Origin of the sequence: Flavobacterium sp. (assembly GCF_044338735.1) — a bacterium.
GTDB lineage: Bacteria > Bacteroidota > Bacteroidia > Flavobacteriales > Flavobacteriaceae > Flavobacterium.
This window is the reverse complement of record NZ_JBIIWV010000006.1, coordinates 13,171-29,377: the sequence shown is the minus strand read 5'-3', so window position 1 is coordinate 29,377 and position 16,207 is coordinate 13,171. Positions and strand designations below refer to the sequence as shown.

Genomic DNA, 16,207 nt, shown 5'->3' with positions numbered 1-16,207 from the left:
GACCAATACTCAACTGAGATGGCAATTTAGATGCTTGATTTTCAATTCCTAATTGTTCTAACAATCTTTTTGCACGTTTAGTATGCTTTTTACCTGTTGCTAACCAACTTGCCATTTGTAGATTTTCCAGAACCGTTAAAGCCGCTATAAAATACGATTTTTGAAAAACTACACCGATATTTTTTCCGCGATATCTATCTGTTTTCTTTTCTGATAATGAAACTAAATCGGTTTTATCAATTAAAATTTCACCCGATGTTGGTTGCAACAATCCTGCTAACAGGTGTAAATAAGTTGTTTTGCCTTTACCCGAATCTCCAGTAATAAGCAAAGTACTTCCTGCTTCACAATATAAATCTGGAAAAATAAATTCCTGGTCTTTAGTATAAGAAAATCGTAAATTTTTGGTACTTATCATGCTTAAAAATTCCGCTTAAATTAGGTCGAAAGTTACTAAAAAAATTAAATAAAAAACTATAGTGCCGCTTTATATCTATTACTGATTTCTGTCCAGTTAACCACATTCCATAAAGCCGATAAATAATCTGCTCTTTTGTTTTGGTATTTCAAATAGTATGCATGTTCCCATACATCGATTCCAAAAATTGGTGTTCCTTTCACTTCGGCAACATCCATAAGCGGATTGTCTTGATTTGGTGAAGAAGTAACTACTAATTTACCATCTTTTGTTACTATTAACCAAGCCCAGCCCGAACCAAAACGACTTGCTCCAGCAGCGTTTAGTTTTTCTTTTAATTTGTCTAAACTCCCAAAAGTATCGTTAATTGCATTTTCCAATTCTGTTGACATTTTAGTGCTTTTTTCAGGTGTTAACACGGACCAAAACAACTCGTGGTTATAATGTCCGCCAGCATTATTTCTAAACGCCATTGGTAATTTTGATACTTTATCAAAAATTTCGTTTAAACTTAATTTTTCGTCAGCAGTTCCTGTTAAAGCTGCATTTAGATTTTTTACATAGGCTGCATGATGCTTACTATAATGGATTTCCATTGTTTGAGCATCTACGAATGGTTCTAAAGCATTATATGCATATGGCAACGCTTTTTGAGTAAACTGAGCAGAGGCTGTAAATGCAACTAAAAATAATGCGACTAAAAGTTTTATGTTTTTCATGATCTCTAAATTTTTTATAAAATTAAGGCTTATCGCTTACATAAAAAATTATGATGTCTTAAAATTTCCATAATTGTTGGTTTAAACGCAAAGTACGTAAAGTTTTTTGCAAAGTTCGCAATGGAAAATTTACTGAAAACTATCAGACTATGTGTTTTAAAAAATCAAAAAATCCCTTCATCTTGAAAACTCAAATAACCATTTTCGGTAATAATGATGTGGTCTAAAACCTGAATTTCCAATGTTTGCCCAGCTTCTTTGATTTTTTTAGTGATTTTTAAATCGGCATCACTGGCGATTAATTTCCCTGATGGATGATTGTGAGAAAGTATTAAAGCTGTTGCATTTTGCTCAAAAGCCATTTTGAAAATTAATCGAATGTCGACTACTGTTCCTGTAATACCTCCTTTTGAAAGTTGGGATTTGTAGATGACTTTATTCGAATTGTTTAGGTATAATACCCAAAATTCTTCGTGAGGTAATTCGCCAATAATAGGCTGTAAGATTTCAAAAACGGCTTTACTTGAGGTGATTTTTTTAAGTTCGATGGCATCTTCAGCTCTTCGTCTTCTTCCTAATTCTAGAGCAGCGGCGATAGAAATAGCTTTAGCTTCTCCAATTCCTTTGAATTTTGTGAGTTGAGCAACCGACATTTTACCTAAGGTATTCAAATTGTTTTCAGAAGAAGCTAAAATGCGTTGGCACAATTGCACCGCGCTCTCATTGCGAGAACCGGAACCAATTAAAATAGCTAATAATTCGGAATCAGATAAGGTGGATTTACCTTTTAGAAGAAATTTTTCACGTGGGCGATCGTCTTCAGCCCATTGGTTGATTGGCGTATACATAAAAATTTATTTTGGCGTTTATAAGAACAAAGATATAAAAAATGGAGTAATTTGAAAATAAATAAATTCTCAAATTAATGCATCAAATTTTTCACCTCATCAAAATTCAATCCGCCGTAATTTCCTGAACTCATTAATAGTAAAGCGGAATTAGACATTCCGTTTTCACGGAATGAATCAAAAAGAAAGTCTTTAAATTCTGTTGGATTGGTGTAAATAATTAAATCTTTTCTGTTAAATGCTTTTGCAATTTGTTCTTGTGAGACTTCTTCTAATTGTTTAATTTTTACTGCATCTGGCGAATAGAAAACTACTGCAACGTCTGCTGCATCTAGAGCACCTTCATACTCTTTAAGAAATTCGGCATTCAAACTACTATAGGTGTGCAATTCTAAACAAGCTACTAATTTTCTATCTGGATATTGTGCTTTTACGGCTTTTGTGGTAGCAGAAACTTTACTTGGCGAATGTGCAAAATCTTTATATGCAACTTTATTAGCACTTTCTGCAATTTTTTCTAATCGTTTGGACGCTCCTTTAAAACCGGCAATAGCTTCGTAGAATTCAGCTTCATCAACGCCCATGCATTGGCAAATCCATTTTGCACCCGCTAAGTTACTTAAATTGTGTGCTCCAAAAACTTCTATTGGCATTGGTCCTTCAGGAGTATCTAGTAAAGTGGTTCCGTTTTCAACAGTGTAGCTTGGCGTTTGATAAGCAATTTTTCGGATTGGATTTTCAGTTTCTTCGGCAACTTCTTTTACAGCTTCGTCTTCTTCGTTATAGACTAAAATTCCGCCACGCGTAATTTGGTTGGCAAAAATTCTAAATTGCTCTACATAGTTATCAAATGTTGGAAACACATTAATATGATCCCATGCAATTCCAGACAACAAAGCAATATTAGGTTGGTACAAATGAAACTTTGGACGTAAATCAATAGGTGAGGTCAAATATTCATCGCCTTCCAAAACAATAAAATCATTATTTTCAGTTAAATGCACCATGGTATCAAAACCTTCTAACTGAGCTCCTACCATATAATCTACTTCAATGTTGTGATAATGCATCACGTGTAAAATCATCGAAGTAATGGTTGTTTTTCCGTGCGAACCACCAATAACCACTCGGGTTTTATTTTTCGATTGTTCGTATAAAAATTCGGGATAGGAATAGATTTTCAACCCTAGTTCTTGTGCTTTCAATAATTCTGGATTATCAGCTTTTGCGTGCATTCCTAAAATAATTGCTTCAATATCGGTTGTGATTTTTTCGGGGAACCAACCTTCTTCTTTTGGCAACAATCCTTTTTTCTCCAAACGTGATTTTGAAGGTTCAAAAATAGCGTCGTCACTACCTGTTACATGATATCCTTTGTTATGTAAAGCTAATGCTAAATTGTGCATGGCAGCACCACCAATGGCTATGAAATGTAGCCCCCTAACCCCCGAAGGGGGAATACTTTGTGTGTTATTTTTATTAGTCATTTATCGTTTATTTTTATCCTCATTTTTAAGTCCCTCCTTTGGAGGGGTTGGGGAGGCTTATTTTTCAAATTGATCCTTTAACTTACTTGCTTTTGATTTATCTTTACGCTTATTCAAATATAAATCATATAATTTTTCAAATGTAATTTTTGATGGTTCAATTTCGAATGCCTTTTTGTAATTTAATTCTGCTTGAACAAATCGCTTGAAATAAGCATCAATGTAACCCTGAGCAAGAAAACCTTGAACGCTCGAAATACGCATCAATTCGTCTGCATATTTTTGCGCCTTTTTTTCGCTGCCACCAATGATTCCCGGTAATTCAAGATACAACATTACTAAAGCAAAACGCGTTTCAATATGTTTACTTTCTAATTTTGCTGCCGTTAAAAAAGATTCTTCTATTTCATCAATCATTCCTAAAGCCTTGAATTTATTAGACTCTTTAGCTTTCATGCCAAGCGCACCACCATATTTGTACCAATAATTTGCATTTTTTGGAAAACTTATTTTCAGTTTCTGATAATATTCTATTGCTTCATTCCACTGTTTTTGATTTCCTGCAATATCTCCTATATATTCAATAGATTTTGAATGGTTTGGATGTGATTTTAAATAATCTTGAAACATCTGTTTTGCTTCATTCATTTTTTTTTGCACATACAGCTTTTCCCCTTTCTCAAAACTTGATTGAGAAAATGTGAGTAGTGAAAAAAACAAGAAAATTAGCTGCAAATATTTCATTGCTCAAAAATAGTGAAATGATTTTAGATTTTCTACATAAAAAAAACGACTTGATTACTCAAGTCGTTTTTCTCTTATTTTATTTGACAATTACTTCACAATTGTCATTTCGTCTACAATATGTTTAGCTCCTGAGAAATTCTCAATTACCCATAACACGTAACGAATATCAACGTTGATTGTTCTTTGTAATTTATTATCAAAAATAACATCACCAGCCATAGCTTCGATATTTCCGTCGAATGCTAATCCGATTAATTCTCCTTTTCCGTTTAATACTGGCGAACCTGAGTTACCGCCTGTAATGTCATTATCCGTTAAGAAGTTAACGTGTAAAGATCCATCTTTATCTGCATAACGACCAAATTCTTTTTTCGAATTCATTTCTAATACTTTTGCAGGTAGATCAAATTCTAAATCTCCTTTTTTGTATTTTTTAACTTGACCTGCTAATGTTGTGTAGTTGTTGATTTTTGCATCGTTACGCTTGTCTGCAGGTAATGAACGAACTTTACCATACGTTAAACGTAATGTTGAATTTGCATCTGGATATTTGATTTCTCCAATTTTAGATTCTCTTAAACCTTCCACTAATAGACGGAAAGAAGCACCAAAATCGTTTTGTGCTTTCATTAATTCTTCACTTCTTTTTCCAAAATGAGATACTAAATCCAATGTTAAAACTTGTAATGGATCATTTGCTAAGGCAGCTTCATTAGGCACCTCTAAAAAGGCTTTAATTCTATCTTTAGAAGTAAAAATACTGGTTTCAAAAGCTTCATTTACATATTGAGTAAAATCGCCATTGTTTGATGCCGCTAATTTTTCAACCATTGGAGCTAAAGCATAACCCGCTTTTTTAGCATACAAACTCAATTGTGCTGCCAAAATATCTTTCTCTGCTGGAATATGAATTTCTTTATACATTTCATCAACCATTTCCATAATTGACGGAGCCATTTCAGCACGTTTAGCAGCGTCTGCTTTTGCATAGGCGTCTAATTGTCTTCCTAATGATCTTCCGATAGTTCCAAATGCAGAAGTTCTGAATAATTGCTGTAAATAATTATCATGACGTGACTTCTCATTGGTCATACCATAATAATTATTGATTGTTGCTACTACATTACCATATTTAGCTTTGTTTTCTGGTAAGTTAGCCCATGTATTAAATTTTGCCTCTTGTGCTGCTTTAGTTTTTGCTGTACCAAATTTTGATAACGCATCAATCATTCCTTGACGGTTTTTCCAATAATTTGCCACACCAGCAAATTTAGAAGCGTAAACTAAATTTAAAGCTTCAGACTGAACCATATATTTTTTCATATTGTCCATTCCTGTTTTTGAACCTTCAACCCAAGCAGGATAAGCAAATTTTACATTTTGCTCAATTCCACTTGCTGGCATCCAACGGTTTGTTCTACCTGGATAACCTAAAATCATAGCGAAGTCATTTTCTTTAACACCACCTAAATTAACTGGCAAATGGTGTTTTGGTTGTAAAGGAACATTGTTTGGAGAATAGTCTGCTGGATTTCCATTAGCATCAGCGTAAACTCTAAACATAGAGAAATCTGCTGTATGACGAGGCCATTCCCAGTTGTCTGTATCACCACCAAATTTTCCTAAACTTTCTGGTGGAGTTCCTACTAAACGAACGTCTTTATAATCTTGGTAAACGAAATAATAATATTCGTTCCCTTGGAAAAAAGGACGAACAGAAACGGTATATTTTCCGCCTTCGTTGTTTTCTTTTTCAATTTTAGCAATTTCTTGATTGATTGCTTTTTCTCTTTCAGCTTCGCTCATCCCTGGCGTTACTACTGTTAAAATTCTTTTTGAACAATCGTCCATACGAACAAAGAAACGTACAAATAAACTTGAAGGTTTTAATTCTTCTTTTCTGTTTGCTGCCCAATATCCGTCTTTTAAATAGTTTTTTTCTGCTGATGATAATTCTGCAATGGCATCATATCCACAGTGGTGATTAGTTAAAACCAATCCATCTTTAGAAATCATTTCAGCCGTACATCCACCGTTAAATTGCACAATGGCATCTTTTAAACTGTGATTGTTAATACTGTAAATTTCTTGGGCTGTTAGTTGTAAGCCCATTTTTTGCATGTCGCGGTGATTTAAACGTTCGATGAACATTAAAAACCACATTCCTTCATCTGCTTTAACAGAAGCTGGAATTAGCATAATAGCTGAAACGACAAATAATAATACTTTTTTCATAATGTATCTCTGTTCTTTTGATTTGTGTTGCGAATATACTTAAAAATACGATTTCGATAAAATTATCATGAAAAAATCAAGTTAAATTGTATCAATTTTAACTTTTTATTAGAATAACTGGATTAAAAACAAAAAAGCATCTTCAAGTTTAAGATGCCTTCTCTTGAGTTTTGTAACTATTTATTTTTCTTCCACATTCAACATTTGCCACAATTTGTCTTTCAACTCTTGAAGACCTTGTTGCGCAACAGACGATATAAATAAATAAGGTGTTCCTTTAAATTCTTTATCTAATTGTATTTTCAATTCTGCTCGTAACTCATCGTCTAACATATCGCATTTTGAAATCACAATCAAACGATCTTTATCCAGCATTTCGGGATTGTAACGACGTAATTCATCTAACAAAATTTCGAATTCCTTTTTAATATCTTCGGCATCAGCTGGAACTAAAAACAACAAAGTTGAGTTGCGTTCAATATGACGCAAAAAGTAATGTCCTAATCCTTTTCCTTCTGCTGCACCTTCAATAATCCCTGGAATATCTGCCATTACAAAGGATTGAAAATCTCTGTAAGCTACAATTCCTAAATTAGGCTTTAAAGTGGTAAACGGATAATCGGCAATTTTTGGCTTAGCCGAAGTTAATACGGAAAGCAACGTTGATTTTCCAGCATTTGGAAAACCTACTAAACCTACATCGGCTAATACTTTTAATTCTAAAGTAACATCTACTTCTTTAACTGGCATTCCAGGTTGCGCATAACGGGGAGTTTGATTAGTTGAACTTCTAAAATTCCAGTTTCCTAAACCGCCTTTTCCTCCTTCAGCTAAAATTCTAACCTCTTCGTGTTCCGTTATTTCAAATAAAACATCGCCTGTTTCTTGATCTTTTACAACCGTTCCTAAAGGTACTTCTACAAATTTATCTTCTCCATCGTGACCTGTACTTCTAGAGCTTCCACCGTCGCCACCATGACCAGCACGCATGTGTTTTACAAATTTTAAGTGAAATAACGTCCAAAGATTTTTATTTCCTTTAATGTAAACATGTCCGCCACGACCTCCATCTCCTCCATCGGGTCCACCTTTTTCAATAAATTTTTCACGATGCAAATGCGATGAGCCTTTTCCTCCTTTTCCGGAAGAAACATATATTTTTACGTAGTCAACAAAATTTCCCTCTGTCATTTGAAAGTTAAAAGTTAGAAGTTAGAAGTTAGATGATTCTAACAATAACTTTATTAATTATTTTATTCTTTATATTGTTTGATAAGTACTTTATCTATTTTGGCGCCTTCCATAGCTAACGCTTCTAATTCTAATTTATTCCAAATTATTTTGTCGCCTTGATTAGGAATATTTCCAAGTTCTGTGATAAAAAAACCGCTTACTGTGGTTACTTCATAATCATTAATTAATTCGTCTAAATCGAAAAAAGTTAAGAAATCGTGCAAAGAATATTGACCATCAACTAACCAAGTTCCGTCTTCATTTGCGACTAATTTGTATTCATCTTCGTCAAAATCAGAGGCATCGCCTACTAAAGCTTCTAGAATATCGTTAAGCGTTATAACGCCTTGAAAAATAGCATGTTCATCTACCACAAATGCATAGTGTAGTTTTGAAGTTTTGAAATTTTCTAAGGCCTTATAAGCCGAAGTTTGTTCTATTAAATAAACCGGTTCTTTGGTAATTGTTTTTAAATCAAAATATCCCGATTCAAAACTCACAAATAGGTCTTTCAGCAAAACCAATCCGATAACATTATCTAAATTATCTTCACACACCGGATAAACCGAATGCAATTCATCAATAACCTTTGCCTTAATTTCTTCTTTGGAATCTTCAAGTGATAAATAAACAATATCACTACGGTGCGTCATTAAAGAATTTACCTTCCTATCGCCAATATGAAAAACACGTTCCACAATATCTTGCTCAATTTCTTGAACTTCCCCTACTTCTGTTCCTTCTTTTATGATGGCTTTGATTTCCTCTTCGGTTACTTTTCCATCTGCAGTAGGTTTGATTTGAAATATTTTAAGCAAAAAATCGGTTGAAGTTGTTAATAACCAAATAAAAGGCATTGTTATTATTGAAACAAATTTCATAGGGTAAGCAACTCCTTTTGCAATAGTTTCTGGGAAATTTAAACCGATTCGTTTTGGCAACAATTCACCTAAAACCAATGAGAAAAAAGTTAATGTTACTACTACAATTCCCACAGCAATTGAATTTGCATACGGACTTAAAACTTCGAATGATGCTACAAAATTTTGAACATCGGTAGTAATTTTATCTCCTGAATAAATACCGGTTAAGATTCCAATTAAGGTTATTCCAATTTGAACGGTAGATAAAAATTTATTTGGGGAATTGGCTAAATCTAATGCTGCTTTTGCATTTTTATTGCCTTTTTTTGCAGCCATTTCTAATCGATTTTTTCGGGCAGAAATCAACGCAATTTCAGACATTGAGAAGATACCATTTAATAAAATCAAGAAAAGAATAATTAAAATTTCCATAGTTTAAAGTTATAAAAAAAGAGCCTATCCTGAATATTGGAATTTGCTCCTTTTCTCTTTGCAAATATCTAAAAAAAAAATGAATGCTCGAAATTTATCTTAGTTGCTTAATTTTCAGATTATAATTGATCCAATACCAAACTTAATCTTTCAGTAACTTCTGCTATTGATCCAATTCCATTAACTGCATAAAACTTATCTTGACCTTTATAATAATCCATCAATGGAGCCGTTTTTTGATTGTATTCGTCATAACGATTTCGGATTTTTTCTTCGTCTTGATCGTCTGGTCTTCCTGAAGTTTTACCTCTTTCTAACAAACGCGCCACTAGAATATTGTCATCGGCTTCTAAAGCAACGGTAGCCGTAATTTCTTCTTGTTTTGTTGCTAAAAAAGCATCTAAAGCTTCAGCTTGTGCAATAGTTCTAGGAAAACCATCAAATAAAAAACCTGCAGCTTGCGGATTCGTATCTACTTCGCTTTGCAACATTTGAATGGTTACAGCATCGGGCACTAAATCTCCTTTATCCATAAATGTTTTGGCTAATCTTCCTAGTTCTGTATCATTTTTAATATTGAATCTAAAAATATCACCAGTAGATAAATGTACTAGATTGTATTTGTCTTTTAAAAATTCGGCTTGTGTCCCTTTTCCTGCTCCTGGTTTCCCAAATAATACTATGTTAATCATTGTTACGTTGTGTTTATAAATTTTAATCTGTGTTCTGTTTTCTTTATTCAGATAATTGATATACGTCTTTTAAGTTTCTTCCTAAACCATCGTAATCTAAACCATAGCCAACAATGAATTTGTTTGGAATACGTATTCCGACATAATCTAATTTAATGTCCTTTTTATAGGCTTCTGGTTTTAAAAATAACGTTGCAATTTTAAAATGTTTTACGTTATGTGATTTAAATATTGCTTTTAATTCTTCAATAGTATTTCCGGTATCTACAATATCTTCGACGATAATTACAGAACGACCTTCTAAGTTTTGATTGATTCCAATTAATTGTTTTACCTCATTAGTTGTTTGTGTTCCTTCATAAGAAGCCATTTTTACAAAAGAAACTTCACAAGGTTGGTTGTATTTTTTTAGTAAATCGGAAACCACCATGAATGAACCGTTTAAAACACCAATAAATACCGGAACATCGTCAAAAAAATCAGCCTCAATTTGCTTCGCCATGGCTTCTAGCGCAAAATTAATTTCTTCTTCAGCAATGAAAATCTCAAATTTTTTATCGTGTAATTGTATCACTTTAGTTGTTTTTAAAATAGTGAACAAATTTAATGAAGTGCAAAGGATTTTGAACCAACTCCTTTGACTTTTTTTGCAAATTTGATATATTTACAAAATGAAAACCGAGTTAGTATCGAAAATTGACCAAAGCACGGCACACAGAAAAAGTCGGGAGCAACTCAGTAATTACATAATTAGGAATTTAGGAATTCTAACCGAGTTTGTTGAAATTGCTTTGGATACTGCGCATAAAAATCATGTAAAAGCATTTTGGAGTTTAGAATTAGTTTGTCAAAAAAAGTTAAAGCTTTTTGTTCCTTACCTCGATTTGTTTTGCGAAGTGTTACCAAAATTGAAAGATGATTCGGCGATACGGCCTGCAACGAAAATTTGCTTTTTCTTATCCAAAAGCAACCATAGAAAAAACGGCATTTCGTTAACTCAAGAACAAGAACATCTTTTAATAGAAGCCTTACTTGATCGATTAATTCAAAACGAAAAAGTAGCTGCTAAAGTGTATTCGATGAAAGCACTTTTTGTTTTAGGAAAAAAATACAATTGGGTGCATGATGAATTAAAAAATATCATCGAACAAGATTATGCAAATCATTCGGCAGCGTATCAAGCAGCGACTCGAAATCTGTTGAAAAAACTCAATAAATGATATTTTCTGAATGCTAAATTCTGAATTCTAAATTCTTACTCTTATATTTGCGTCACTAACAACAACACAATGAACTATTTTTCTTCTGATTTTAAATTAGGAATTCTAGGTGGTGGTCAATTAGGCAAAATGCTGTTGAGCGAAACCCGAAAATTTGATATTCAAACTTTAGTTTTAGAACCAAGTGAAGAAGCTCCAGCTCGATTAAGTTGTAACAAGTTTATTAAAGGTAGCTTGATGGATTTTGACACGGTTTACCAATTTGGCAAAATGGTCGATTTGCTTACCATCGAAATTGAAAATGTGAATTTAGACGCTTTAGATCAATTAGAAAAAGAAGGATTACCTATTTACCCTTCGCCAAAAACCTTACGTTTGATTCAAAACAAAGGAAAACAAAAAGATTATTACGTTTCAAACGATATTCCTACTTCGCCTCACCAACGTTTTGTTGATTTGAACAATTTGAAAACTACGATTGCAAAAGACGAATTAGAATTTCCGTTTGTATGGAAATGTGCACAATTTGGTTATGATGGAAATGGCGTAAAAATTTGTCGTTCGGCATTAGATTTGGAAAATTTACCTGATGTAGAATGTATTGCCGAAGAAATGGTTCCGTTTAAAAATGAGTTAGCGGTAATTGTAGCGCGTTCGGTTTCCGGTGAAGTAAAAACCTATCCAGTAGTTGAGATGGAATTTCATCCCGATGCTAATCAAGTAGAATATGTAATTTGTCCAGCCCGTATTGATGCAACAGTAGCACAAAAAGCCACCGAAATTGCCTTACAAGTTTCTGAAGCATTCAACCATGTAGGATTATTAGCGGTAGAAATGTTCCAAACCGAAGACGATAAAATTTTAGTAAACGAAGTCGCGCCAAGACCACACAATTCAGGCCATTATTCGATTGAAGCGAGTTATACTTCCCAATTTGAAAACCATTTACGTGCGATTTTAAACTTACCTTTGGGTAATACCGATAGTAAAGTTGCCGGAATTATGGTAAATTTGGTGGGTTCAGAAGGTTATTCTGGACAAGTAGTATACGAAAACATAGAAAAAATCATGGCAATCGATGGTGTAACGCCTCATATATATGGAAAAAGAGAAACAAGACCTTTCCGAAAAATGGGACACGTTACGATTGTAAATGAGGACATGGCAGCAGCCAGAAAAATTGCAGAAGAAGTGAAGAATAGTATAAGAGTAATAAGCCCCCCAACCCCCGAAGGGGGAGTTTAAAAACTCAAAAAAATAATCAATTTAAACCCTACTCACCCCTAGTAGGAATTTCCCGAAATCGGGATTAGGGGGCTGATTTATGAGTAAAGTAGCTATTATCATGGGAAGCATTTCGGATATGCCCGTTATGCAAGAAGCCATTGACATCTTAAAAGGATTTGATATTGAAACTGAAGTAGATATTGTTTCAGCACATAGAACTCCTGAAAAATTATTCGATTTTAGTAAAAACGCACATGAAAGAGGCATTTCAGTAATTATTGCTGGAGCTGGAGGTGCAGCACATTTACCTGGAATGGTAGCTTCAATGTCGCCACTTCCTGTTATTGGTGTTCCTGTAAAATCGAGCAATTCTATTGATGGCTGGGATTCTGTTTTATCAATACTTCAAATGCCTGGAGGCGTTCCTGTAGCAACTGTTGCACTAAACGGAGCTAAAAACGCTGGAATTTTAGCTGCACAAATCATTGGAAGTCAAGACAAATGCGTTTTGGACAAAATTATAGCCTACAAAGAAGGATTGAAACTAACTGTTTTAAAAGCATCTGAAAACTTAAAATAAAAAATCCCAAACGTTAATTTGGGATTTCTATTTACATAATTCAAACTACTCTATAAAATTCAATATCTCTTAATTTGGGGAAAAAGGGAATTTATCGACATTTCATCGACAAATATAAACACTTTATCGGACAAAACAAATTTTATGACACTTTTTTTTGCACCTTTTTCTTCAAAATACAAAACTGCGCCTTTTAGTAAAATTTCATTACCCGATTATCAGCCTGCTTTTGAGAAAACTATTGAAATTGCACGAAATGAAATTAATGCTATTACTCAAAATCCTGATGTTCCAACTTTTACAAATACAATTGAAGCGTTAGATTTTGCAGGAGCAGCATTAGATCGCTTGTCATCAATTTTCTTCAATTTGAATTCGGCGGAAACCTGTGACGAAATGCAAAAAATTGCACAAGAAGTTTCACCGTTATTAACTGAATTTAGTAATGATATTGCGCTAAATGAAGTTTTATTCAAACGCATCAAAGCGGTTTACGATCAAAAAGAGTCCTTAGATTTAACCACTGAACAAGCGACGTTACTCGATAAAAAATTCAAAGGATTTTCTAGAAATGGCGCCTTACTTTATGACGCAGATAAATTAAAACTTCGTGAAATTGATACAGAATTGGCCAAACTAAAATTAACTTATGGTGAAAATGTGTTAGCTGAAACTAATAATTATCAATTACATATTACTAATGAAATAGATTTGAAAGGTTTGCCTACAGGAGCCAAAGAAATGGCTTCAAGTTTGGCAAAATCAAAAGGACTAGATGGCTGGGTTTTTACCTTAGATTTTCCAAGTTATCTTCCTTTTGTGACTTATGTAGACAATCGAGAATTACGAAAAGAAATCGCCATCGCTGCCGGAAAAAAAGGCTTTCAAAATAACGAATTTGATAATCAAGAAAACGTAAAACGAATTGTTGCATTGCGTCATCAACGTGCTCAATTATTGGGCTATGCATCGCATTCTGATTTTGTTTTAGAAGAACGAATGGCGCAAAATCCAAACAACGTACAATCGTTTTTGAATGATTTATTGGGAAAAGCAAAACCTGCTGCTGAAAAAGAATTTGCTCAATTAACTGCATTCGCAAAAGAATTAGACGGAATTGATCAATTAGAAAAATGGGATGGCGCCTACTATTCTGAAAAATTGAAACAAAAATTATTCAGTTTGGATGACGAAGTATTGAAACCCTATTTCAAATTGGAAAATGTGTTAAATGGAGCTTTCACCATCGCTGAAAAACTATTTGGAATCACGTTTAAAGAAGTTTTTGATATTGATAAATACCATGAAGAGGTACAAACATTTGAAGTATTATCCCCAAGCAGTAATGGATCTCACGAATTAGTAGCCATTTTCTATTCCGATTTTTTTCCAAGAAAAGGAAAACGAAACGGCGCTTGGATGACGTCATTTAAACCACAATATATAAAAGATGGTATCAACGAACGACCACATATTTCAATTGTTTGTAATTTCACTCCTCCAATTGTCAGTTCCGAGAAATCGGAATCAAAACCTTCTTTACTGACTTTTAATGAAGTAACAACATTGTTTCACGAATTTGGACACGCGTTGCATGGCATGTTAGCCAACACAACCTATCCAAGTTTATCAGGAACTTCGGTTTATTGGGATTTTGTGGAATTGCCAAGTCAAGTGATGGAAAACTGGTGTTACGAACCTGAAGCATTGGCTTTATTTGCCAAACATTATGAAACGGGAGCAATTATTCCGCAACTATATGTTGAAAAAATAAAAGAAAGTGCGAGTTTTCTTGAAGGAATGGCAACGCTACGTCAATTAAGTTTCGGAATTTTAGACATGACCTACCATGGAAAATCACAAACTATTGACGATGTAAAAGCATTCGAAAAACAAGCAATGGAAGGCACAAGTTTATATCCAGATGTAGCCGAAAATTGCATGAGTACGTCGTTTTCACATATTTTTCAAGGCGGTTATTCTTCGGGATATTACAGTTATAAATGGGCTGAAGTTTTAGATGCCGATGCTTTTGCGTATTTCCAAGAAAAAGGGATTTTCAATAAAGAAGTCGCTACCAAATTCAAAGACAACGTGCTTTCAAAAGGCGGCACCGAATTACCTATGGAATTGTATAAAAAATTTAGAGGTCAGGAACCGAAAGTGGAAGCTTTGTTGAAAAGGGCTGGGTTGATTTAATAGTACAAAACTAACCAATATGCGCCATAATTGTTTGTGTCGCGCCTTTATTCATTTGGACAAATGTGCTGCAAATATGTCCTTTTTCTAATCGTTCGTCTTCGTTTTGAAGCAATAGATCAAACGCCTCATTCAATTGGGTTTGATTTTGAATAGTCAGACAACCTTCTAAATTTACTAAAGCCGTTGCTTCTGAAAAATGCGAATAATTTGGACCAATCACCACTGGAATTCCAAACGTAGCCGGTTCTAAAATATTGTGTACTCCTGGATTTCCGAAACCACCACCAACGTAGGCAATATCGGCGTAGGAATAAATTTTCGTTAAAATTCCGATGGTGTCAATGATGAAAACAGCATAATTTGATACATCATCATTATCTTTTTCAGAAAATAAAATCGTTTTTTTAGAAATTAGGGTTTTGAGATTTAAAATTTGATTTTTATCTATGTTATGTGGCGCAATGATAAATTTGACATCATCCGAACTCTGATTAATATAATTGACGAGTAGTTCTTCATCTTTTGGCCAAGAACTGCCAATTACAACCATTTTTGTCTTTCCGAGCGAAGTCGAGGAATCTCTAAACTGCTCAATAAAATCTAACGTATTATCGCGTTCTAAAATAGCAACCACGCGATCAAAACGAGTATCGCCAGAAACTTTTACATTGGTAAAACCTATACTTTTTAAAAGTGTCTTTGAACCTTCATTCTGAACAAAAAAGTAATCAAAAGTGTATAATGCCTTTCTATAAAATCCTCCATACCACTTAAAAAATGCTTGATTTTCTCTAAAAATTCCGGAGATTAAATAGGTGTTAATATTTTGATTTTTTAGTTCATTAAGATAATTAGGCCAAAATTCGTACTTAATAAAAAACACCATTTCTGGATGTACGATTTGCACAAATTGTTTTGCATTAGAAATCGTGTCCAAAGGCAAATATACCGTAACATCTGCAACGGTATTATTTTTTCTAACTTCATATCCCGAAGGCGAAAAAAAAGTAATTATTATTTTATGATTTGGATACTTTTGTTTGACTTTTTCAATAACGGGCAAGCCTTGTTCATATTCTCCTAAAGAAGCTGCGTGAAACCAAATCGTTTTATCAATTGCCTGAATTTCATTTTTCAAAGTAACAAAAACTGATTTTCTTCCTTCTACAAACAAGTTTAATTTTGGACTAAAAAATGCCAAAATCTTTAAAAGCTGCGAAGCAAAAAGGAGTATAAAGTTATAAATAAATGACATAGTACTAATTTATGTCGCTAAATTACGTTTCTTTTATGTAACACAAAAA

Annotated in this window: 15 protein-coding genes; 4 read left to right on the top strand and 11 right to left on the bottom strand. The window is 33.7% G+C overall.

Going from position 1 to position 16,207, the window contains the following annotated elements:
- From ACIQZC_RS01080 to hpt, 10 genes are all read right to left on the bottom strand, one after another.
- Positions 1–418: ATP-binding cassette domain-containing protein (locus ACIQZC_RS01080; RefSeq protein WP_396137389.1), on the bottom strand; the 418-nt coding region annotated here is incomplete at its 3' end.
- Between the two features lie 56 nt (positions 419–474).
- On the bottom strand, positions 475–1,137 hold the full coding sequence (locus tag ACIQZC_RS01075; RefSeq protein ID WP_396137388.1) for a superoxide dismutase: 663 nt from the start codon (positions 1,135–1,137) through the stop codon (positions 475–477).
- Between the two features lie 164 nt (positions 1,138–1,301).
- Complete coding sequence (radC, locus tag ACIQZC_RS01070) at positions 1,302–1,985, bottom strand: DNA repair protein RadC (protein WP_396137387.1); 684 nt, start codon at positions 1,983–1,985, stop codon at positions 1,302–1,304.
- Between the two features lie 74 nt (positions 1,986–2,059).
- Positions 2,060–3,472: a UDP-N-acetylmuramate--L-alanine ligase gene (gene murC, locus ACIQZC_RS01065; RefSeq protein ID WP_396137386.1), complete on the bottom strand. Its 1,413-nt coding sequence runs from the start codon at positions 3,470–3,472 to the stop codon at positions 2,060–2,062.
- 57 nt (positions 3,473–3,529) lie between these two features.
- Positions 3,530–4,120: a tetratricopeptide repeat protein gene (locus ACIQZC_RS01060; protein WP_396137385.1), complete on the bottom strand. Its 591-nt coding sequence runs from the start codon at positions 4,118–4,120 to the stop codon at positions 3,530–3,532.
- A 186-nt stretch (positions 4,121–4,306) separates the two neighbouring features.
- Positions 4,307–6,454 carry a S46 family peptidase gene (locus tag ACIQZC_RS01055; protein WP_396137384.1) on the bottom strand — a complete coding sequence of 716 codons (2,148 nt, stop codon included), beginning with the start codon at positions 6,452–6,454 and terminating at the stop codon, positions 4,307–4,309.
- 180 nt (positions 6,455–6,634) lie between these two features.
- Positions 6,635–7,645 carry a GTPase ObgE gene (gene obgE / locus ACIQZC_RS01050; protein ID WP_396137383.1) on the bottom strand — a complete coding sequence of 337 codons (1,011 nt, stop codon included), beginning with the start codon at positions 7,643–7,645 and terminating at the stop codon, positions 6,635–6,637.
- Between the two features lie 62 nt (positions 7,646–7,707).
- Positions 7,708–8,982: a hemolysin family protein gene (locus tag ACIQZC_RS01045; RefSeq protein ID WP_396137382.1), complete on the bottom strand. Its 1,275-nt coding sequence runs from the start codon at positions 8,980–8,982 to the stop codon at positions 7,708–7,710.
- Between the two features lie 119 nt (positions 8,983–9,101).
- A complete protein-coding gene (locus ACIQZC_RS01040) occupies positions 9,102–9,674 on the bottom strand; it encodes an adenylate kinase (RefSeq protein WP_396137381.1) in 573 nt (190 codons plus the stop codon).
- A gap of 43 nt (positions 9,675–9,717) precedes the next feature.
- Positions 9,718–10,248 (bottom strand): hypoxanthine phosphoribosyltransferase, encoded by a 531-nt coding sequence (gene hpt / locus ACIQZC_RS01035; protein WP_396137380.1) that lies wholly within the window; start codon positions 10,246–10,248, stop codon positions 9,718–9,720.
- Between the two features lie 97 nt (positions 10,249–10,345).
- On the opposite strand from hpt, the gene ACIQZC_RS01030 reads away from it, so the two are divergent.
- The 4 genes from ACIQZC_RS01030 (at position 10,346) to ACIQZC_RS01015 (ending at position 14,900) form a co-directional block, all read left to right on the top strand.
- Entirely contained in the window at positions 10,346–10,894 is a 549-nt protein-coding gene (locus ACIQZC_RS01030) for a hypothetical protein (RefSeq protein ID WP_396137379.1), read from the top strand.
- Positions 10,895–10,963: 69 nt separating this feature from the next.
- Positions 10,964–12,139 carry a 5-(carboxyamino)imidazole ribonucleotide synthase gene (locus ACIQZC_RS01025; protein ID WP_396137378.1) on the top strand — a complete coding sequence of 392 codons (1,176 nt, stop codon included), beginning with the start codon at positions 10,964–10,966 and terminating at the stop codon, positions 12,137–12,139.
- A gap of 79 nt (positions 12,140–12,218) precedes the next feature.
- Positions 12,219–12,701 carry a 5-(carboxyamino)imidazole ribonucleotide mutase gene (purE, locus tag ACIQZC_RS01020; RefSeq protein WP_396137377.1) on the top strand — a complete coding sequence of 161 codons (483 nt, stop codon included), beginning with the start codon at positions 12,219–12,221 and terminating at the stop codon, positions 12,699–12,701.
- Positions 12,702–12,845: 144 nt separating this feature from the next.
- Positions 12,846–14,900 (top strand): M3 family metallopeptidase, encoded by a 2,055-nt coding sequence (locus ACIQZC_RS01015; RefSeq protein ID WP_396137376.1) that lies wholly within the window; start codon positions 12,846–12,848, stop codon positions 14,898–14,900.
- A 10-nt stretch (positions 14,901–14,910) separates the two neighbouring features.
- Here ACIQZC_RS01015 and ACIQZC_RS01010 read toward each other — a convergent pair whose 3' ends face one another.
- Positions 14,911–16,158: a 3-deoxy-D-manno-octulosonic acid transferase gene (locus ACIQZC_RS01010; protein WP_396137375.1), complete on the bottom strand. Its 1,248-nt coding sequence runs from the start codon at positions 16,156–16,158 to the stop codon at positions 14,911–14,913.
- Positions 16,159–16,207 lie beyond the last annotated feature (49 nt).

Coding starts and splice junctions, on each gene's coding strand:
- ACIQZC_RS01075 (WP_396137388.1), bottom strand. CDS start 1,137: ATGAAAAACATAAAACTTTTAGTCGCATTATTTTTAGTTGCATTTACA.
- radC (WP_396137387.1), bottom strand. CDS start 1,985: ATGTATACGCCAATCAACCAATGGGCTGAAGACGATCGCCCACGTGAA.
- murC (WP_396137386.1), bottom strand. CDS start 3,472: ATGACTAATAAAAATAACACACAAAGTATTCCCCCTTCGGGGGTTAGG.
- ACIQZC_RS01060 (WP_396137385.1), bottom strand. CDS start 4,120: ATGAATGAAGCAAAACAGATGTTTCAAGATTATTTAAAATCACATCCA.
- ACIQZC_RS01055 (WP_396137384.1), bottom strand. CDS start 6,454: ATGAAAAAAGTATTATTATTTGTCGTTTCAGCTATTATGCTAATTCCA.
- obgE (WP_396137383.1), bottom strand. CDS start 7,645: ATGACAGAGGGAAATTTTGTTGACTACGTAAAAATATATGTTTCTTCC.
- ACIQZC_RS01045 (WP_396137382.1), bottom strand. CDS start 8,982: ATGGAAATTTTAATTATTCTTTTCTTGATTTTATTAAATGGTATCTTC.
- ACIQZC_RS01040 (WP_396137381.1), bottom strand. CDS start 9,674: ATGATTAACATAGTATTATTTGGGAAACCAGGAGCAGGAAAAGGGACA.
- ACIQZC_RS01030 (WP_396137379.1), top strand. CDS start 10,346: ATGAAAACCGAGTTAGTATCGAAAATTGACCAAAGCACGGCACACAGA.
- ACIQZC_RS01025 (WP_396137378.1), top strand. CDS start 10,964: ATGAACTATTTTTCTTCTGATTTTAAATTAGGAATTCTAGGTGGTGGT.
- purE (WP_396137377.1), top strand. CDS start 12,219: ATGAGTAAAGTAGCTATTATCATGGGAAGCATTTCGGATATGCCCGTT.
- ACIQZC_RS01015 (WP_396137376.1), top strand. CDS start 12,846: ATGACACTTTTTTTTGCACCTTTTTCTTCAAAATACAAAACTGCGCCT.
- ACIQZC_RS01010 (WP_396137375.1), bottom strand. CDS start 16,158: ATGTCATTTATTTATAACTTTATACTCCTTTTTGCTTCGCAGCTTTTA.